The organism is Lentibacillus kapialis (genome assembly GCF_014646635.1).
Classification (GTDB): domain Bacteria; phylum Bacillota; class Bacilli; order Bacillales; family Amphibacillaceae; genus Lentibacillus; species Lentibacillus kapialis.
The window spans coordinates 166,390-185,604 of the sequence record NZ_BMNQ01000002.1; the positions used below are offsets into that span (position 1 = coordinate 166,390).

Genomic DNA, 19,215 nt, shown 5'->3' on the forward strand with positions numbered 1-19,215 from the left:
CACACCCACCATGGAATGTTAATTGAACAGAACCAGTACTTACGGGCAACCAATTCCTGACTTTCTTTCCTGCATCAATCGAAATATGGAAACAGGAATTTCACGCCCGTTAAAATGGAATAACAGAGCAGACACCAGCCCGGATGCCTGCTCTTTTCAAATCATGACCTTATATACGCATTGAACTTCTCATTTACCGTTCCGACAATTTTCTGATATGATTGTTCAACTTCATCGTCTTTCAATGTTTTATTCGGATCCTGGTAATGTAAGCTGAACGCAATCGATTTCTTGCCCTCAGGCAAATTCTCCCCTTTAAAGACATCGAAAACCTGTACATTCTTCACCAGCGGGGCTCCGGTTTCTGTGATTGTTTCTTTAATGGCACCCGCCTCAACCTCTTCATCAACAATGAAAGCAATATCTCTGGCAATCGATGGATATTTAGAAATTGGCCGGTAGTTAGGTGAATTAGTGTAATCTGATAGCACCGCTTCCATGTCAATATCGAACACATACGTTTCTTTAAGATCCATCGACTTTTCAAATAACGGATGCACCTGTCCCAGAAATCCAACTATCCTGCCGTTAATTAAAATCGTGGCACATCGGCCTGGGTGCATATCAGACAATTTAGCTTTCTCAAAGCTGATCGGAATATTCAGGTAGTTAAACAGACCCTCCACGATACCTTTGACGAGATAAAAATCGACTTGTCTATTCTCCTGTTGCCATGGATGATTGAACCAAAGTCCAGTCAGTGCACCAGCTAAACGCACTCTTTCATCAGGCTGGTCTGTCACTGTTTCTTCATTAGTAATAAACACATTACCGAGCTCATAATAATGGATGTCACTTTGTTTGCGTGCACGGTTATATGCCAGAGACTTCAGCAATTCGGGCAAGATGCTTTGCCGCAAATATTTATGATCCTCAGTCATCGGCATCGCCAGTTTTACCGGGCTAGGCTGGATGCTTTCTAGATCCGGACTGATTAATCGCTCAATCATCGAATCATCAGTTAACGAATAAGTGATGGTTTCCATCAGCCCTGTACTTTCCAAGTAATGTTTAATCTCGCGCTTCAATTGTTGTTTGTGTGTTAACCCGCCCGTTTGCGAAGCACCTTCAGGAAGAGTGAACGGCAAATTATCATATCCATAAATACGGGCAATCTCCTCAAGCATATCCTCGAAAATCGCTATATCACCGCGACGGGTCGGAACATAAACAATAAACTGATCATAATCCTGCTCAAATGAAAACTGCAACCTATTTAAAATCTCGACAATATCATCTGCCATAATTGATGTGCCAAGACGCGCATTAATTTCATTTGTATCCATTTTCACTGTATTCATACTGCAGTCGAGTGTATCAAACGAAACAGGATGCGCTAGAATTGTCGCACCTGCATACTTCTCAAGCAGGTGGCACGCCCGAAAACCGGCCTTTTCTACCCGGTTTGGGTCAATTCCTTTTTCAAACCGCGTACTCGAATCACTGCGTAATCCTGTATCTCTTACTGTTGTTCTGACAGCGGAAGCCGAAAAGTAGGCAGCTTCCAATAAAACAGTGGTCGTAACATTCGTTACTTCTGTATTTAAACCGCCCATTACACCGGCAAGCGCCACCGGTTCTTTACCATTCGTGATAACAAGATTTTCACTTGATAGTGTTCTTTCTTCACCATCAAGGGTCACCATTTTTTCATCCTGCCCCGCACGCCTGGTTACAACTTGGCCTGAGCCAAACCGGTCATAATCAAATGCATGGAGCGGCTGACCATACTCAAGCAAAACATAGTTTGTAATATCAACCACATTATTGATTGGACGTATGCCGGAAGCAATAAGCGCATTGCGTATCCATAGTGGCGCTGGTTTAACGTCAATATCTTTGGCAATGAATGCACCATAATAAGGATTCAAATCTGGGTTTTCTACACTGACTGAAATGTAATCAGCTGCTTCTTCTCCGCCAGTATGAATTTCCTCATTCGGCATTTTCACTTCCTGATTGAGAATAGCTGCCGTTTCGTAAGCAACACCAAGCATACTCAACGCATCTGCGCGGTTTGGTGTTAAATCGAATTCCAACACAGCATCATTTAAGTTAAGGAGTGGTTCGACACTATCACCCACCGCAACTTCATCCGGGAAGACGAAAATACCTTCAGCAATATCTTTCGGTACATATTTCTCGTCAATTCCAAGTTCCTGCAGAGAACAAATCATGCCGTTGGATTCAATACCGCGCAGTTTAACTTTTTTAATCTTAAAGTTGCTTGGCAGGACAGCACCGGGTTTGGCTACAGCCACTTTTTGACCTGGCTTGACATTCGGCGCACCACAAACAATCTGCAGCTGTTCATCACCAACATCAACCTGGCACAAGCTTAATTTATCTGCATGTGGATGCTGTTCGCTTGATGCAATACAACCGACAACAACATCACTGCTTTGACCTGCAATATACTCAATGCCGTCGACTTCAATTCCGGTCTTCGTGATTTTTTCAGCCAACTCTTCAGGACTGATTGAGCTGATATCAACGTAATTTTTCAGCCAATTTAATGATACAAGCATCACACAGCGCCTCCTTTTGCATGATGGTATTGAGTAAGGAATCGTTTATCATTCGTATAGAAATTGCGAATATCATCGATTCCGTATTTAAGCATCGCAATGCGATCCGGTCCCATGCCAAATGCAAACCCTGTGTATTTTTCTGAATCGTATCCGGCCATTTCCAATACATTCGGGTGAATCATTCCGCTCCCCAGAATTTCAATCCAGCCGGAATATTTGCACACGGAACAACCTTCACCATTGCAGACTTTACAAGAAATATCCATTTCAACGGACGGTTCGGTGAACGGGAAGAAACTTGGACGCAATCGGATTTGCCTGTCTTCACCGAAAATGCGTTTCGCAAAGCGATTCAATGTTCCTTTTAAGTCACTCATACGGACATTTTCATCCACATAAAGTCCTTCAATTTGTGTGAACTGATGGGAGTGGGTTGCATCGTCAGTATCCCGGCGGTAGACTTTGCCCGGACAGATCATTTTGACCGGTTCCGTTCCTCCGTATTGTTGCATCGTCCTTGCCTGCACCGGCGATGTATGGGTTCGGAGCAACAGTTCGTTCGTAATATAAAATGTATCCTGCATATCACGCGCCGGATGACCTTTAGGGAGGTTCAACGCTTCAAAGTTAAAATAATCCGTCTCCACTTCGGGACCTTCTCTAACTTCATAGCCCATTCCGATAAACAAATCCTCAATTTCTTCGATGATACTGGTCAGCAAATGGGAGCCACCAACCTTTACCGGACGGCCGGGCAGCGTCACATCAATTGATTCACTTTCCAGTTTTTCTTCCATTGCTTTCTTTTCAAGTATTTCCGTCTTTTCATCGATTTCCTGAGTAATCGCTTCACGTACGTTATTGGCAATCTCTCCGACTATAGGTCTCTCCTCTTTGGAAAGATTACCCATACCGCGCAGCACACTTGTCAAAGATCCCTTTTTACCTAAGTAGGCCACCTTTATATCCTGAAGCTCTTTTAAATTCCTAGCCTCGTTTACTTTAGCGATCGCTTTCTGTCGAATCGTCTCCAGCTGATCTTTCATCAATATACCTCCTTATACATCGTTTAAATCCAATAAAAAAAGTCTCCATCCCACTAAGGGACGAAGACTTTTCGCGGTACCACCCTTGTTGACACAGCTGTTGTGTCCAACCTCATCATCATAACGGATCAAACGCCCGGGACACCTTTACTTATTTTCAAGGTCCAAGTGCCAGCTCCAGAGTGAAGATGCGGTAAATGCTACAGTAAAGATGCTTTCAGTCCATGACATCTTTTCCCTGTTCACTGTACAAACTATTACCGCATGTCTCTTTCCAAGCTTTTAAAATAGTACTAAATCAAATTTATTCTATTATAAAAAATTTACGCTCAATATGCAACTATCCGTTAATATAATACATTAAAATGCCAGCTGCTACACTGACATTCAAGGATTCCGCCTGCCCATAAATCGGGATTTTAATGGACTGGTCCGCTGCATCGATAAGTTCGTTTCTAACCCCAGCACCCTCATTACCTATAATTAAAGCTGTCTTTTCATTTGCCGGCATCTCTTTAAACGAAACGGCATCTGTAAGTGCTGAAGCAGCGACAGTATAACCGCCGCTCTGCAGTTTTGGAATTTTTTTTAGCAAATCTGCTTGTAATACGGGTAAATGAAATAAGGAACCTTGTGTCGCACGAATAACTTTATCGTTATACAGATCGACCGTTCCGTCCCCCAGCATGACCATATCGAAACCCGCCGCATCCGCTGTCCGAATAATCGTGCCCAAATTACCGGGGTCCTGGATGGAATCGATTAACAGAACTGAGTGTCCTTCAATTTCTTTCGGTTCTTTCATTTTGATAACTGCTGCTATTCCTTGTGGTGTTTCGGTCCGTGTAATATGCTGCAGCACTTTCCTGCTCACAGTTATCGTAAAAAATTGATGATGCCATCCTGAATAATCAAGCCCTTCTTCTACAATAATCTCGGCAATCTCCCAGTTACTATGATAAGCTTCCTCAACCAAATGAAATCCTTCAATCAAAAATTTGCCAGACTCCCTGCGTCCTTTCCGCTTTTGCAACTTCACCCATTCCTTGACTTTTTCATTTTGAAGTGATGTGATCATTATCTTCATCCCGTTTCGACAGTTTATCCCGCATATAACGGTCAGAATCCGCCAAATAACGGGGCTAACTTCCCGTAAATGTCCGATTCTGTCCAATTAACATTCAGCGAAGAAAACCGCCTCGCTGAATAAAATGTCACTTTATCTCTTCAATCATACATATTTTATCCTCAACAGGTCAAACTATCCTTAGTTAAAATAATTTAAAGAGGTGGTTTAATGGATCTTAATTTACGTCGAGCCATTCTGTCTAATATTGCAGAAAATGATCAGGAACAATTGGAAGCTACGATCGCTGATGCCATTCAGGATGGTGAAGAAAAAATGCTGCCCGGCCTGGGAGTCCTTTTTGAACTTATCTGGCAACAATCTGATGAACAGGATAAACAAGATATGGTCGAATCGCTGGAACAAGGTGTTAAACAAGCCAATCAATAATCGGGACAAAGGTTCAAATCCTTTGTCCCGTTTTTTCATAACGTCAGAAAGTATAACTTATGGATGACTTTATAAGAAAAACCTCGGTCCTCGCTAGAAGACAAAGCTAGGCCTGAGTTTTTCTAAACATTTTCCAGCATGATTGACCCAAATATGAAATAATGGTATATAATAGAACTATTGTATTAAGATAAGGTCTTCATAATACATATCTATTTATAAGGGATTAGAAGGGAGTTTAACAGAATGGAAGAAAGTGGACAAAACAAAAAAGGACTTTCCAAAAAAGTCATCGCCATTATTGTGGCTGCTATTGTAATCGTAGGGGGCAGTGCTGCAGCATTTGTGCTCATAACCGGCTCACCGAAAGCAGAGTATTTTAAAGCAGAAAAAAATACTGTAGAGTTTCTGACGGAAAAAGTACAAGAGCGCTATCAGCCGGAATTTGAATGGGTGGAAACAACAATGGAAAATCCAACTGAAAACACGGTGGAGCTATCGGGTGAATATAACGGACCTCCAACCGGTGGTATGGGAATGAGCCCGGAACAGGTGATCAATAATTCAACGTTAACAATGACCTCACAATTAGATCAGGATAACAAACAACTTGCAACCAATTTGCAAGTAAACTTTGCCGGAGTCGAAATAAAAGATATTAAACTATTTATGGATAGCGATAATGCCTTCCTGCAGCTTCCTTTTCTCAAAGAAGTTCTGACAATCCAGGATAGTGATTTAAGTAAATTACTTCAAGAATCCGATCCGGCATTTGAAAAAACAGAGATTGATTTTGAAGCATTGTTCAAGCAAATGGATGGTATGCTTTCTGAGAAAGATAGGGAATATCTAACAGATGAATACCTTATGATGATCTTCAACGAATTGCCTGATGATGCTTTCGAAACAAAAAAAGAGACCGTTTCTGTCCAGGATGAATCAGTTGATGCCGAAAAAATCACTTTCAGTCTTACAGAAAAACAAGTTAAAGAGTTGCTTACAACTATTTTAGAAAAGGCTAAAGACGATGATCAATTAAAAGAGATCGTCGAAAAGCAAATGAGGAATCAATTTGGTATGTTCACCTCAGGATCACTCCCTGGTGACATGGAAAGTGAAATAGATACTGCTATGGAAGATTTCGAGAAATCGATTGATGAAGCTATTAGTGAGACAAAAGATCTCCAGATTCCTGATGGATTGACATCTGTCATTTGGGTCAAAGATGATTTAATCGTTAAACGTGACTTCTCAATCAGCATGGCAGCAAAAGACGAAAAGGTGTCCACCCTGTCGGTCAGTGGTGATCACTCACTGACCGATTCAGAACAAAACATAGCTTACAAATTCACTGCAGACGATTCTTCAGCAACAATTGATATCAATCTGTCAAATAAAGATGATAGTCTTAAAGATTCCATCACAATCGCTGGCGGGGATACTGAGCTATCCTACAACGGTGAGTCAACACTTAAGGATGGAACAAGAGAATTCGAACGGTTATTCTCATTTCAGACGCCTGAACCAAACGGCTCCGGCAGCCTGAAATGGAACGGAGAAGCAACCTACGAAAATGACCAGAAAACTGCGGAGCATACATTTACTTTGAAACTGCCGAACCTGCCGCAGGATTTCGTCAGCCTCAATATCAAAAATGATGCCAAAACAATTAAGAAGGTTGAACAGCCTGACGATTCCAACGTGAAAAATCTTGGAGACATGTCTGCGCAAGAATTGGAAATGTACTTCCAGACAGAGGTAGCCGGTCAATTCCAGCAGTGGCTGATGAAATTAATGGGGAATCCCGGCGGCGGTAACATGAACAGCTTTTAATTAAGGAAGTGCCGGTATGACGTCTGTAAAACACAGTCTTCTGTTTATACGAAGCAATCTGAAGAAACTGCAGAGGAAGTGGCTATCACTTCCTCTGCTTTTACTGTTTCCTGTTCTACTGATCAGCCTGATTGCTGTTATGGCTGTATCAATTTTCCTTCCCGATAAGAGCGAACCAATACATGTTGGATTAGTGGACCTCGACAAGTCACAGGAAACCGAAACGGTGATTAACTTAATTGAAGAATCATCCCAATTAGGCAATTTTATCAAAATGAAAGCCGTGACAAAGGCCGAGGCCAATGAACAAATAAACGGACACCTAAGTGCCTATGTTAGCTTTCCTGAAGGATTTACTGAAAGATTATACAATGGCGATTCGGTCAACCTGATCATCACAGGCAATCCTGAAAAAGAAACCCAAAGCCATCTGGTGAAAGAATTGCTGGATAGTATCGCCAGGCATATACGTGCATCACAGGCAAATATATTAACGGTGAATTATTACGCAAAGCAATTGCCAATTGACAGAGATACACGTCACGATATGCTGCTTCAGCAATTCAACAACTTTCTTATTTATACTGCAGGAAAAGACAAAATGATGGATGAGGAAGAAATAAACAATGCTGCCACAAGTTCTCCCCTGGCGTATTACGGTCTTTCAGCCTGGTTTATGATGCTTACAATCTGGCTTTTGGTGTTATATTCATTTTTTTCCAATGATGAGCAATTCCGTATACAAAATAGAATGCGATTATATGGGGTAACAATTCTTCAACAACTGGCTGCCAAAATCACAATCGCGTTTATACTCACGAGTGTTTTAGCCGGCATTTTACTGTATACATACGACGCGTTAATGACAATTTCGTTATATGGAGAAGATTATGTCAGAATTGCTCTGATTACCGGGCTGCACAGTATTATTTATTTAAGCTCCCTCGCCATTCTGGAAACGATTTTCATGGGACAGAAGATACGGCTGCTTATCCAATCATTGTTTACCTTGATTGTCTTGCTTGGAAGCGGAGCAATCATACCAACACTATACTTCCCGATGTATATACAGAATTTATTGCCATACTTTTTTGCAAGTGAAGGTTTCCATTGGTTACAGGAAATTTTACTAAATGGCAGACTCTATGCTGACTATATACCTCTGGTAATGATTCTGGCCGCCGCTGTTACGATGTTGATCGGTACTTCCTTCTGGAAGGAGCGTGATTTCAAATGAAAGAGTTGTTTGCAACACGCTTGATGCATTGGAGAAAACAGTGGAGCAGCTTAGTATTCTGGCTTTTATTTCCTCTTATTGCTACAGTCAGTATTACGATGACGATCGATACGTTGCAGAAGGATGCAAAAGTTCCCGTAGGTGTAGTGTTGAAAGAACACACAGGTGCTGCAGAAGAACTGGTGGAAGCAATAAAATCCACACCGTATGTCCGGGCACAACTGCTTTCTGAAGACAAAGCCTTACAAGATTTGGAAAGACATAGCCTGGACAGTGTGTTTGTGATTCATGAAAACTTCCAACAAAAGATTAAGCAAGATAACCGAACTAACCTGATCACAGGTTATCACTCTGATATGTCGTTTGCCTACATTCCAGTTAGGGAAATGATTATTTCCCATGTGCAGCAGAAAACCGGAAGAGCCAAAGCAGCATTGACGGTCAAACAGCTTGAAAAGCAATATAATAGCCAGGAAAGTTGGACATTTGAAGAAATCACAGCTAGAAGCCGCAAGATACAAGAGGAAGAAAGCCTATTGGATACGACTTTGAAATTCAAAGGTCATCCAGAACCGATAGATGATAACCAGCGTTTGTTTTCGGTATGGGGACTCTGGGGAATCTTCAGCCTACTGTCAACGCTGCTCGTGTTTGATTGGGTCATTAAAGAAAAACAGTCAAATGCAATTGTACGTTTGGCATTTTCCCGATGGTCATTAAAATCATATTGGCTGCAAAATTTGGCCTTATACATTGTTTTGCTGTTTGCCATTGATCTGGTAACTGCTGGTTCACTGTATTTTATTTTCGGGGAAGGAATGCAGCCCTTCAACCTTTTAATTTACCAGCTGTTAATTAGTATGGCGGCATTTCTTATTGCCTGCCTTTTTAACACATTATTTTATTATTACACCGTATCGTTTGCACTTGCTTTAATCATTGGCATCAGCAGTGGTGAGTTAATTCCATCAGTAATGGCAGGCGATTGGCAGTGGTTCAAGTTCATAAATCCGCTTGCCCCGCTTCTTTCGGGAGACTATATCAGCTTATGGGCGGCTGCTGTTGTATTATCATTTGTATGGTGGATTTTCAGAAAGGAGCAATTTCATGCTTGACGTCCAGGCTCTTTCAAAAGTATATGGCAAAAAACAGATTTTGAAGAACCTGTCGTTTTCTGTAAAACCCGGTGAAGTTATCGGGCTTGTCGGGGAAAACGGTGCAGGCAAATCAACCCTGCTGCATATTTTAGCAACTTTATCCAAACCGACATCAGGTTCTGTCATGTTAAATGATCAACCCTACCAAACCAGTATTAAGAAAATAAGAAAACAAATCGGTTTTGTCTCACAGGATATAGCTTTATGGGAAGAATTCACTGTAAAGGAGAATATGATTTTTTTTGAAAAGCTTTCGTGGAACAATAAAAACAACGGTGAACTCAAACAGTTGTGCAACGACATGAAATTGAACAAGTGGAATGAAACCGTTAAAAATTTATCAGGTGGCATGAAGCATAAATTAAATATAGCTGTCAGTCTGATTCATGAACCTGAACTGCTTCTGCTGGATGAACCGACAGCAGGAATTGACCTGAAGTCCCGCAAAGAAATCGGATCCTATCTTTCCAATATAGCAACAGTACAAAGCAAATCGATTATATACACATCACACGATATGGATGAAATCATGCAATTATGTGACAGGATTTATTGTATCGGCGATGATCCCTTTTACTTCCAATTGCTTCAGTCTTACGGGAAAAACCCGATATCACTGTAGCTGCCTACAATGTAAAATAGCATGCCTGCTTTGTTTGGCAGCATGCTATTTGTGCTTTTGTTGTTCTAACATCAGAAAGTATAAACTATGAATGACCTTATCAGAAAAGCTTTGGCCTTCGCTATAAGATGAGATGAATGCCAAGTTTTCCTAGGAGTTACCACTTAGCTCAGCTTAATTTCTTTCACCTTATCGGAATTCAATTTTTTAATCGTTGCAACAATCAGTTTGACAGCATTTTCAAAATCATCACGATGCAAAATGGCAGCGTGTGAATGGATATAGCGTGTTGCAATTGTGATTGATAATGATGGTACACCATCTGCTGTCAAGTGAATGGAACCTGAATCCGTCCCACCACCGGCGAGGGATGCAAACTGATATGGGATATGCTGTTCGTCCGCAGTATCAACGACCAGATCCCGTACACCTTTGTTCGGAACCATTGATGCATCATAAATAATAATTTGTGGTCCTTCTCCAAGCTTGCTATCCGCTTCTTTATCAGATACGCCAGGCATATCACCGGCAATACCTACGTCAACGCCAAAACCAATATCCGGTTTTATGGCATGTGCTGATGTGCGTGCCCCGCGCAGACCAACTTCTTCCTGGATAGTCCCTACACCGTAAACAACGTTTGGATGTTCTTCGCCCTGTAACTTTTTTAATACTTCGATTGCAATGGCACAGCCAATCCGGTTATCCCACGCCTTGGCCATCAACATTTTTTCGTTTTTCATCTGTGTAAATTCAAAGTACGGAACAATCGAATCACCCGGGCGGATACCGAAATCCTGCGCTTCCTCCCTGCTGGAAGCGCCAATATCAATGAACATGTTTTTAATGTCTACGGGTTTTTTTCGCTCCTCCGCTGACAGCACATGCGGCGGCTTTGAACCGATCAAACCGGTTACATCACCACGAGCTGTCATAACTGTTACCCGCTGTGCAAGCATAACCTGATTCCACCAGCCGCCGACAGTCTGGAAGTACACAAAGCCATTATCATCAATCCGTGTAACCATGAAACCAACTTCGTCCAAGTGACCGGCCACCATGATTTTTGGTCCGTTCTCTTTTCCGGTCTTTTTCGCAATCAAACTCCCCAGGTTATCCTTATAAAGAGCATCAGCATACGGAGCAATATATTTTTCCATAACTTCCCTGGGTTCCTTTTCATTACCCGGTATTCCACGTGCATCTGTCAAGTCTTTAAGCATCGTATTCATTTCATCTAAACGAGCCATATGTATAAACCTCCTTCTGTTTCCTCTATTATTATAACGCTAATACATTAAATGACAAAATTTTTTGGCTAATCTATGGTCGACAAATTAGATGTCATGTTGACGTAAGCAGTCACTTCGGAAAAACACTACACATTCCCACAGGAGTCCCCCCATCTCCGTGTTTTTCCTCCGCTAAAACGGAGCATCATTCGTCTTTAGTATTGTATATCTTAATTCTGTCCAAGGTTCCTAGCTAGTTTTACTACTATATTCACTCATTTATTTCAACTATAGATTTTGGTGTTGATCCAATTTTTTAATATCCATGATTTTGACGCTCATAATTAATGTCGTTCTTTTTTAGATAGGCATCTTTAACGCCTTGTTCATCAAATCCCATCAATTGGCCTAGTTTCAGGTAATTTTCAAAAAGTTTATGGTAGTTCTTCTCGGTTGGTTCACAATAAAATGTCGTGCATAAATCATAAACATGATTAAATTGCCCTGTTTCATCCACTTCTGCCGGTTTTATCATTTCAGAGACATATCGATAACCTTTTTCCAGTCCCAATGACAAAATAAAATGGATTCCATCAACAAATTCTTCTAAAATAACTGATTGCTCACTGCGTGGTTTGATACTCCAAAATTTAAAACATCTTGTTTCATTGGCCAGTTCGCCCAGTTCCACAAGCAAAGCCAAATACTTTTCCTTAAACAAATCCCGTTCTGAGATATCGTGCTGGGATTCTATATAGGCATCCAGTTGTTTTTGCATGGTATACAATGACGACCATTCCACTTTACCTTACCCCATTTCAGATTGCAGATACATACGGCAACCTTTAAATATTTGACTATAATTGTACCATGAAATCATTGTATGAGTGAAACCTGAAGGGGTCTTGAAACGTATACATAATATCAAGTATGACAAGGAGACGAAAACATGATTGTACTTTTATTTCGTTTACTCATATTAGTAGCTATTATTCTGATTGTCTATACGATTGTTCAATATTTTCGAAATCCTGCTCGAAAGCTGCAAATTGCTAAAGAAGCAAACACATTTTACATGGTGGACGAACCCGGCAATTCTAAAAAGAATATTCAATTCGTCTATAAAAGATGTCTGTTTGAAGGCGAAAAATATATTGACGCAACAGAAGACTCCTTTGAAGTTGTTGATATCCATATATTTGCTCGTGATGCCAATGAACTTGAAGGGATAACCCGGGATGATTTATATTTTGTCGAAAAAGAGTTGTTGATCCGCTACCCGTATGCCACCATTACTTGGAAATATCCGATTAATAAACTGATAATCACGACGATTGATTGAGAAAACAGAAGAAATGCGCATCCCGACGGCGGATGCGCATTTTGTTCAAGCGCTGAGCTGAAAGAAGTCATTCCATTTAATAATAATTTCTTTTCGTCTCAATAAGTAAATAAGTGGGAGTAATAGTAGTAAAAACAGAAGAATAGAAACTGAGGACAAATTGGATAGCCACTGTCCCGCTGATGTATAAACTAATGCCAATGGAATGTTTGTCAGAACCGATGACTTGGTGTACTCTCTGAAGTTAGGCGATATTTCGATTAGACATAAGGACAGTAAATGGAAATGAATAAAAGGCACAAGTCTCAACAGGGCAATTTGCGATGTTGTGAATTCGGAATGGTTCCCCATTAGCTTTTGCTTCAGATTGACAAGTTTTGCGTATGTGTTAGGCATCCATTGAATAATAGCATAAAAAATAAGACTGGAAAGTGTTATACCGATTACGGAGTACAATGTCCCGGCAACAGTTCCAAAAAGAATACCGCCTGAAATACATATGAAAACAACCGGAAGAAAAAATAAAGGTCTTAATAAATGAAAACTGATGAATAAAACCGGTGCAAACAGACCGCCTGTTTCAATAAAAACCATCAGATAACGTGCAGCCAAGTCCATACCCTGCCTCCTTCCCCGGTACTTGTTTCATACGTCAGTACAAGTATATGACAATAGACGAGCTATTATGACATCAAAATAATGAAACCACAAAAACTGCCTGAATAATGATTAATACCGGCATCCCTATAACAAATGAACGATGTCTTGTTTTGTGACGGAAGCTTTTCATACCAGCCCATACACCAATAGCTCCACCTAATATTGCAAGGCCCCAAAGTGTTCGTTCGGGAATGCGATACGTTTCTGTTTTTGCTTTTTGCTTGTCCATCCCCATGATGAGGAATGCTATTATATTGACACCAGCTATATAAGCGATAATCATTGTTTATCTCCCTTACTGCCTCAAAATCTAAAACTGGACGGATGATCCACTTTTCATCCTATACATCAAAAGCCAAACCCGCGAATGAGTTTGGCTTTTGATAATATCATTATTTTAATGCTGCTTTAGCTTTGTCGACTAACTGAGCAAATGCTTGTTCGTCATTGATGGCTAAATCTGACAACATTTTACGGTTGACCTCAACACCAGATTGTTTCAAGCCATGCATCAGCCTGCTGTATGAGATATCGTTCATACGTGCTGCCGCATTAATACGGGCAATCCACAGCTTGCGGAAGTCACGTTTTTTCTGTCTACGGTCACGATAAGCATATTGACCCGATTTCATAACCTGCTGTTTTGCTGTTTTGAATAATGCATGTTTTGAACCATAATAACCTTTGGCTAATTTTAATACGCGTTTGCGACGTCTGCGCGTAACTGTTCCACCTTTTACACGTGGCATAGTGATTCCCTCCTAATACAATTGAAAAATCGTTACATACTTTGAAACATACGTATTACTTACTTATTCGGAAGCATTGTTTTAATGCGCCTGAAGTCACTTTTGGAAACAATGGCGGATTTACGCAGTTTACGTTTCTGTTTTTGTGATTTGTGTGCGAACATATGGCTCGTATAGGCGTGCGCTCGCTTCAGTTTTCCGGAACCTGTTTTGCGGAAACGTTTTTGTGAACCTTTATGGGTTTTCATTTTAGGCATATTAGTATCCTCCTTATATCGTTAAATGCTTATTTTTCTTTGATTGGAGCGAGCATCATAAACATATTGCGGCCCTCCATTTTTGCCTTGGATTCAACTGTGGCCACATCTTTCGTTTCTTCTGCCAGACGGTCAAGAACTTCCCGTCCGAGGTCTTTATGCGTAATGGCACGACCGCGGAAACGGACTGAAGCTTTAACCTTATCGCCCTTACTTAAGAATTTTCGTGCATTCTTCAGCTTTGTGTTAAAATCATGCTCGCCAATTCCCGGAGTAAACCGCACTTCTTTAACATTGATGACTTTTTGTTTTTTGCGCGCTTCTTTCTCTTTCTTTTGCTGCTCAAAGCGGTATTTACCATAATTCATGATCCGGCATACGGGTGGTTTAGCATTTGGTGCCACCAAAACTAAATCCAAGTCGCGCTTTTGAGCAATATCAAGCGCTTCATTGCGTGTTTTAACTCCTAACTGATCTCCATTCGAGTCGATCAGACGTACCTCGCGGGCACGAATTTTTTCATTGACGTTCATATCTTTGCTAATTGCCAGCCACCTCCAAAATTTTTATTGCACTGATCCGTCATTGACAAGTGTTTCTATCACAAATAAAAAGTGTCGGCACATACTGCACCCACACGTCTCCAATAATCTCTATTGAAAAGTTCAGAACCAGCCGACTGCATCATGCGTCGATCAGGTGAGAAGCGGGTGCTTCTACTTGTCTCAGATCATTTTATTCAACTTTCACAGAATAGCATCATTTTTACTGTATGTCAACACTTCTGTTGCAAACCTGCAAAAGCTCTACTGCCAGTTTATCATGATTGCTGTCAGAAAGGAAGGCCAGCTCTCATTAAGACTGCCGTTAGAGGCCGCTCAAATAAAATTCGCGTAATGCTGCTTTCCTGTGGGATAGTGTTACTGTTTATGGTGCACTTTTTGATCGATTTCACCTTTAATCAATGTCTTAAAGTCGTCAAAATTCAATGTTTTGGACTCTTTTTCCCCGTAACGCCGAACATTAACACTGCCCGTCCCCATTTCATTGTCGCCAAGCACCAGGGCAAACGGAACTTTTTGCATTTGTGCTTCTCTGATTTTATAGCCGATTTTCTCATCGCGTTCGTCCATTTCAATTCGTACGCCCTCACGACGTAATTTATCAGCGATTCCTTTCGCATAGTCAAGATGCACATCCGGTGAAACAGGGATGATTTTCACTTGAACAGGTGCAAGCCAAGTAGGGAATGCGCCCTTATACTCTTCGATCAGGAATGCCACAAAACGTTCCATTGTGGAAACGACACCACGATGGATGACTACCGGACGATGTTCATGGCCGTCCTTACCGATATATGTCAGGTCAAAACGCTCTGGCAGCTGATAATCAAGCTGGACAGTGGACAGCGTTTCATCTTTACCCAAGGCTGTTTGAACTTGTACGTCCAATTTTGGTCCGTAAAAAGCTGCTTCACCTTCCGCCTCGATGTATTCAACATCCATTTCTTCCATCGTTTCTTTCAGCATGGCCTGTGCTTTTCCCCACATTTCATCGTTATCAATATACTTTTCTTTATCTTCTGGGTCACGATACGACAATCGGAAATAATAATCATTAATCCCAAAATCTTTGTAAACTCTTTGCACAAGTTCTACTACTCGGATAAATTCATCTTTTAATTGATCTGGACGAGCAAATATATGCGCGTCATTCAGGGTCATTGCGCGGACCCGTTGCAGTCCGGCCAGTGCACCGGACATTTCATGACGATGCATCATTCCAAGTTCAGCGATTCTCACCGGCAAATTACGATAGCTGTATAATTGATTCTTATATACCATCATATGATGCGGGCAGTTCATTGGCCGAAGAACTAAATCTTCGTTGTCCATTTCCATTGTCGGGAACATGTCATCCTGGTAGTGATCCAAATGCCCACTCGTCTTATACAAATCAAGACTGCCTAAAACTGGTGTATATACATGGTCATAGCCGAGGCGTTCTTCAATATCGACGATATAGCGTTCGATATTACGGCGAATTGTTGCCCCTTTTGGCAGCCACAACGGCAGCCCTTGCCCCACTTTTTGTGAAACAGTAAAAATATCCAGTTCTTTGCCCAATTTTCGATGGTCGCGCTCTTTTCGTTCCTCAAGAATGCGCAAATGTTCATCAAGCTGGCTTTGCTTCTCAAAAGCTGTTCCGTAAATGCGCTGCAGTTGTTTATTCTTGCTATCCCCCCGCCAGTAGGCTCCGGATACACTCAACAGTTTAAATGCTTTGATTTTGCTTGTAAAAGGAACATGAATCCCTCGGCACAGGTCAAAAAATTCCCCTTGCTTATATATTGTTACCTGCTCGTCTTCCGGGATATCGTCAATTAACTCAAGTTTCAAATCATCACCGATTTCTCGGAACATTTCTTTCGCTTTATTGCGGGATACCTCGATACGTTCAATTTCCAGGTTTTCCTCAACAATACGTTTCATTTCTTTTTCAATTTTAGGAAGATCATCAGGTGATAAGGTATGATTCAAATCCATATCGTAATAAAAGCCTTCCTCAATAACCGGTCCTACGCCGAATTTCACATTATCAAATAATCGCGTAACCGCTTGGGCCATTAAATGGGCTGTTGAGTGGCGCATAATTTCAATGCCTTCCTTATTTTTATACGTAATTATCTCAATCGCTCCACCATGCGGAAGCTCCCGTTTCAGATCAACTAAATTACCATCAACCTTAACTGCCAGTGCCTGTTTTTTTAACCCGGGTGAAATTGAACCCGCAATATCTTCTCCAGTAGTTCCTTGAGGAAATGCTCTGTTCGCTCCATCAGGAAATGTAATTGTAATATCTGCCATTTTTATCGCTCCTTTTTTGAATCCCATATAAAAACGCTCGTCCCTATGCTTTTCAGCAAAGGGACGAGCGTTCAGCACGCGGTTCCACCCTCATTTCCGCAATAAATACGGCTTCATTTATCTTTAACGCAGACGTTACGCTGCTGCTTACTCGCATTGTTCAACAGCAGAGTTTAAAGGCGGTAATCATTTGCATGCATAGCGGAAGCTTTCAGCCGGCGACTTCCTTCTCTTGTCTATCAGTAAAACAAACAATCATGTCCTTATCGTTACTTTTATGTTCATGTAATTGATGATTAAATGATATTATAGCTTGTGTTTCAAATAAAATCAAGCTTCATCATTCACTTTTTTAAATCATGTGAAAATGGAAAGCTCCCAAGAGGCTTAAATTCGACCCGTTCCTGAAAAATATTAATAACAGTTAATGTTTTTGGATCAGATGGATCATCGCCAAACAACTTTATTTTCTCAGGCGCCATGGCAATCAGTGGTGACAAACTCAACTCCCCAGTATCAAGGCCGACAATGTAGAGCGGTGCATCCCGCATAAGTACCCGCAGCTCCATCCGTGAAAAAGGTTTGCCATCCGGCTTAAAAAAAGAAAATGGTTCACCCTGCATAACGTGAATTATTTCAAACTCAGGTTTTTGCTTTACAATATAATTCCTGAGCGTATCGACGAATGCCTGATGATCCTCTTCCCGTTTAAATTCATCAATCGCAAGCCCTACATAATGAATGAGCTGATCTTTAAATACTTTCAATTGAAAATTTATGAGTGAATTAAAATGAAGTGTCCCCGAATTTTTAATGTTTACTAAAAAAAGTGAATGCAACAATTTACGTGGATCTTTATTGTTTCTGACAAATTGACTGTCTTCATCATTACCGGCAACAATCCAATGCGATAAATCCATAATACGCTCAATCTCATCTGAATTTGAATAATAATAATTATGTTTAATAATCCGGTCAATCATGTTCGTCAGCCGATGTGCAACAAACACCTTTACCATCGAACCAGCAACAGCTTCCATAAATCTATCGCTTGACTCCTGATAATCAAGTTGCAGATGGTTTCCCCATTTCTCTGTCGTTTTCCAATGTAATTCAATTTTTTTATTCAATTGAAACAGATTCTCACAAAAACTTATGGCTTCTTTATCCGACTCAAAGTAAACTTCCAGCAAAAACATCACCCTCACCCAAGACCAAACTGTTACATTATATGGACATCCATCTAAAAAAATGTATGGTCCCATAAAACTAGTAAATATCTATAGTTCAGGTGATTAAGATAGGGGTTGATAGTGAAAAGTCAATCCTTCCGGTTAGAAAACTTGGCATTCGCCTCGCCTTATAGCGAATGCCGAAGCTTTTTGTATGAAAACAACCCTTAAAAAAGACAATACCAAACTACGCCCTTCATATTTCAATTTTTTGAAGAGCTTCAAATTAAAATAAATGCTATTAAATGATTTCTGTCTAAGCTGTTTCCCCTTCTGATGACGTTACTTCATATCCCTTCTTTTTTAGATATTCAATCATTTTTGATTCTTTATTTTGTTTCTGTTGCTGCAAATAATTTGCACCTAGTTCTTTATATGGTTCTCCCGTTTGTAAGATGTTGTAAGCAATGGTTAAAATTAAATGAGCCGAAGCCATTCGTGCTTTCTTTTTCCCTTGTCGTTTCATAATCCTTTTTTGGTGTGCCGAAATTCGATTCTCTTGCTTAAGTGAGGAAAGCGCGCACTCTACTGCCATTGTCTTCAATGCCTTGTTTCCTTTAGTTGATTTACTGTCTTTTTTTTTACCGGCACTTTCATTATTTCCTGGACTTACACCTGCCCAGGAAGCAAGGTGTTTGGCTGATTGAAACACCGACATATCAACACCGATTTCCGCAATAAAAGTGGCTGCACCGGATTTATTGACACCAGGGATTGTGTCCAACAGTTCAACTTCCTCACGGTATGGAGATAGGCACTGATCAATTTGTTCTTCCAATTGCTTAATGGTTTTTTCTAAATAAATCATATGATCCCAGTGATATCTCAGCATATCGCGATGATGACGACGAACACGGCCGTTAATAGCCTTTGC

19 protein-coding genes and 1 other annotated feature are annotated in these 19,215 nt (G+C 40.8%); of the genes, 6 read left to right on the forward strand and 13 right to left on the reverse strand.

What is annotated here, in order from left to right:
• Window positions 1-161: 161 nt before the first annotated feature.
• The 3 genes from pheT to IEW67_RS01920 form a co-directional block, all read right to left on the reverse strand.
• The gene (pheT, locus tag IEW67_RS01910; RefSeq protein WP_188631353.1) at window positions 162-2,588 is read right to left on the reverse strand and encodes a phenylalanine--tRNA ligase subunit beta; all 2,427 of its coding nucleotides are present in this window, start codon (window positions 2,586-2,588) and stop codon (window positions 162-164) included.
• Window positions 2,588-3,637 carry a phenylalanine--tRNA ligase subunit alpha gene (gene pheS / locus IEW67_RS01915; protein WP_188631354.1) on the reverse strand — a complete coding sequence of 350 codons (1,050 nt, stop codon included), beginning with the start codon at window positions 3,635-3,637 and terminating at the stop codon, window positions 2,588-2,590. The genes pheT and pheS overlap by 1 nt, the downstream gene beginning before the upstream one ends.
• A 340-nt stretch (window positions 3,638-3,977) precedes the next feature.
• Window positions 3,978-4,715 (reverse strand): TrmH family RNA methyltransferase, encoded by a 738-nt coding sequence (locus IEW67_RS01920; protein ID WP_188631355.1) that lies wholly within the window; start codon window positions 4,713-4,715, stop codon window positions 3,978-3,980.
• Window positions 4,716-4,934: 219 nt separating this feature from the next.
• Here IEW67_RS01920 and sspI point away from each other — a divergent pair, with 219 nt between their 5' ends.
• From sspI to IEW67_RS01945, 5 genes are all read left to right on the forward strand, one after another.
• Complete coding sequence (gene sspI, locus IEW67_RS01925) at window positions 4,935-5,153, forward strand: small acid-soluble spore protein SspI (protein ID WP_188631356.1); 219 nt, start codon at window positions 4,935-4,937, stop codon at window positions 5,151-5,153.
• A 246-nt stretch (window positions 5,154-5,399) separates the two neighbouring features.
• Complete coding sequence (locus tag IEW67_RS01930; RefSeq protein ID WP_188631357.1) at window positions 5,400-6,986, forward strand: DUF6583 family protein; 1,587 nt, start codon at window positions 5,400-5,402, stop codon at window positions 6,984-6,986.
• A gap of 16 nt (window positions 6,987-7,002) precedes the next feature.
• A complete protein-coding gene (locus tag IEW67_RS01935; RefSeq protein WP_188631358.1) occupies window positions 7,003-8,223 on the forward strand; it encodes an ABC transporter permease in 1,221 nt (406 codons plus the stop codon).
• Window positions 8,220-9,338 carry an ABC transporter permease gene (locus IEW67_RS01940; RefSeq protein WP_188631359.1) on the forward strand — a complete coding sequence of 373 codons (1,119 nt, stop codon included), beginning with the start codon at window positions 8,220-8,222 and terminating at the stop codon, window positions 9,336-9,338. Before IEW67_RS01935 ends, IEW67_RS01940 begins: the two co-directional genes overlap by 4 nt.
• Window positions 9,331-10,002 (forward strand): ABC transporter ATP-binding protein, encoded by a 672-nt coding sequence (locus IEW67_RS01945; RefSeq protein ID WP_188631360.1) that lies wholly within the window; start codon window positions 9,331-9,333, stop codon window positions 10,000-10,002. Before IEW67_RS01940 ends, IEW67_RS01945 begins: the two co-directional genes overlap by 8 nt.
• Before the next feature lie 164 nt (window positions 10,003-10,166).
• Here the strand turns inward: IEW67_RS01945 and IEW67_RS01950 are convergent, their stop codons facing one another.
• A complete protein-coding gene (locus IEW67_RS01950; RefSeq protein ID WP_188631361.1) occupies window positions 10,167-11,252 on the reverse strand; it encodes a M42 family metallopeptidase in 1,086 nt (361 codons plus the stop codon).
• A gap of 298 nt (window positions 11,253-11,550) precedes the next feature.
• Complete coding sequence (locus IEW67_RS01955) at window positions 11,551-12,036, reverse strand: dUTP diphosphatase (RefSeq protein WP_188631362.1); 486 nt, start codon at window positions 12,034-12,036, stop codon at window positions 11,551-11,553.
• Between the two features lie 147 nt (window positions 12,037-12,183).
• Here IEW67_RS01955 and IEW67_RS01960 point away from each other — a divergent pair, with 147 nt between their 5' ends.
• Window positions 12,184-12,576 (forward strand): sigma-w pathway protein ysdB, encoded by a 393-nt coding sequence (locus IEW67_RS01960; protein WP_188631363.1) that lies wholly within the window; start codon window positions 12,184-12,186, stop codon window positions 12,574-12,576.
• Window positions 12,577-12,621: 45 nt separating this feature from the next.
• Here IEW67_RS01960 and IEW67_RS01965 read toward each other — a convergent pair whose 3' ends face one another.
• The 8 genes from IEW67_RS01965 to IEW67_RS02000 form a co-directional block, all read right to left on the reverse strand.
• Complete coding sequence (locus IEW67_RS01965; RefSeq protein ID WP_188631364.1) at window positions 12,622-13,194, reverse strand: TVP38/TMEM64 family protein; 573 nt, start codon at window positions 13,192-13,194, stop codon at window positions 12,622-12,624.
• 73 nt (window positions 13,195-13,267) lie between these two features.
• Window positions 13,268-13,519 (reverse strand): DUF1294 domain-containing protein, encoded by a 252-nt coding sequence (locus IEW67_RS01970; RefSeq protein WP_188631365.1) that lies wholly within the window; start codon window positions 13,517-13,519, stop codon window positions 13,268-13,270.
• A 109-nt stretch (window positions 13,520-13,628) separates the two neighbouring features.
• Window positions 13,629-13,985, reverse strand: coding sequence for a 50S ribosomal protein L20 (gene rplT, locus IEW67_RS01975; RefSeq protein WP_188631366.1), 357 nt, complete (start codon window positions 13,983-13,985; stop codon window positions 13,629-13,631).
• A gap of 59 nt (window positions 13,986-14,044) precedes the next feature.
• Window positions 14,045-14,242, reverse strand: coding sequence for a 50S ribosomal protein L35 (gene rpmI / locus IEW67_RS01980; protein WP_188631367.1), 198 nt, complete (start codon window positions 14,240-14,242; stop codon window positions 14,045-14,047).
• Between the two features lie 29 nt (window positions 14,243-14,271).
• Complete coding sequence (gene infC / locus IEW67_RS01985) at window positions 14,272-14,775, reverse strand: translation initiation factor IF-3 (protein WP_188631368.1); 504 nt, start codon at window positions 14,773-14,775, stop codon at window positions 14,272-14,274.
• Window positions 14,776-14,844: 69 nt separating this feature from the next.
• Window positions 14,845-14,970, reverse strand: a sequence feature (ribosomal protein L20 leader region).
• Between the two features lie 192 nt (window positions 14,971-15,162).
• Entirely contained in the window at window positions 15,163-17,109 is a 1,947-nt protein-coding gene (gene thrS, locus IEW67_RS01990; protein ID WP_188631369.1) for a threonine--tRNA ligase, read from the reverse strand.
• Between the two features lie 344 nt (window positions 17,110-17,453).
• A complete protein-coding gene (ytxC, locus tag IEW67_RS01995; protein ID WP_229671645.1) occupies window positions 17,454-18,308 on the reverse strand; it encodes a putative sporulation protein YtxC in 855 nt (284 codons plus the stop codon).
• Between the two features lie 289 nt (window positions 18,309-18,597).
• A partial coding sequence (locus IEW67_RS02000; RefSeq protein WP_188631371.1) for a transposase occupies window positions 18,598-19,215 on the reverse strand: 618 nt, incomplete at its 5' end.

Coding starts and splice junctions, on each gene's coding strand:
- pheT (WP_188631353.1), bottom strand. CDS start 2,588: ATGCTTGTATCATTAAATTGGCTGAAAAATTACGTTGATATCAGCTCA.
- pheS (WP_188631354.1), bottom strand. CDS start 3,637: ATGAAAGATCAGCTGGAGACGATTCGACAGAAAGCGATCGCTAAAGTA.
- IEW67_RS01920 (WP_188631355.1), bottom strand. CDS start 4,715: ATGATCACATCACTTCAAAATGAAAAAGTCAAGGAATGGGTGAAGTTG.
- sspI (WP_188631356.1), top strand. CDS start 4,935: ATGGATCTTAATTTACGTCGAGCCATTCTGTCTAATATTGCAGAAAAT.
- IEW67_RS01930 (WP_188631357.1), top strand. CDS start 5,400: ATGGAAGAAAGTGGACAAAACAAAAAAGGACTTTCCAAAAAAGTCATC.
- IEW67_RS01935 (WP_188631358.1), top strand. CDS start 7,003: ATGACGTCTGTAAAACACAGTCTTCTGTTTATACGAAGCAATCTGAAG.
- IEW67_RS01940 (WP_188631359.1), top strand. CDS start 8,220: ATGAAAGAGTTGTTTGCAACACGCTTGATGCATTGGAGAAAACAGTGG.
- IEW67_RS01945 (WP_188631360.1), top strand. CDS start 9,331: ATGCTTGACGTCCAGGCTCTTTCAAAAGTATATGGCAAAAAACAGATT.
- IEW67_RS01950 (WP_188631361.1), bottom strand. CDS start 11,252: ATGGCTCGTTTAGATGAAATGAATACGATGCTTAAAGACTTGACAGAT.
- IEW67_RS01960 (WP_188631363.1), top strand. CDS start 12,184: ATGATTGTACTTTTATTTCGTTTACTCATATTAGTAGCTATTATTCTG.
- IEW67_RS01965 (WP_188631364.1), bottom strand. CDS start 13,194: ATGGACTTGGCTGCACGTTATCTGATGGTTTTTATTGAAACAGGCGGT.
- IEW67_RS01970 (WP_188631365.1), bottom strand. CDS start 13,519: ATGATTATCGCTTATATAGCTGGTGTCAATATAATAGCATTCCTCATC.
- rplT (WP_188631366.1), bottom strand. CDS start 13,985: ATGCCACGTGTAAAAGGTGGAACAGTTACGCGCAGACGTCGCAAACGC.
- rpmI (WP_188631367.1), bottom strand. CDS start 14,242: ATGCCTAAAATGAAAACCCATAAAGGTTCACAAAAACGTTTCCGCAAA.
- infC (WP_188631368.1), bottom strand. CDS start 14,775: ATGAACGTCAATGAAAAAATTCGTGCCCGCGAGGTACGTCTGATCGAC.
- thrS (WP_188631369.1), bottom strand. CDS start 17,109: ATGGCAGATATTACAATTACATTTCCTGATGGAGCGAACAGAGCATTT.
- ytxC (WP_229671645.1), bottom strand. CDS start 18,308: ATGTTTTTGCTGGAAGTTTACTTTGAGTCGGATAAAGAAGCCATAAGT.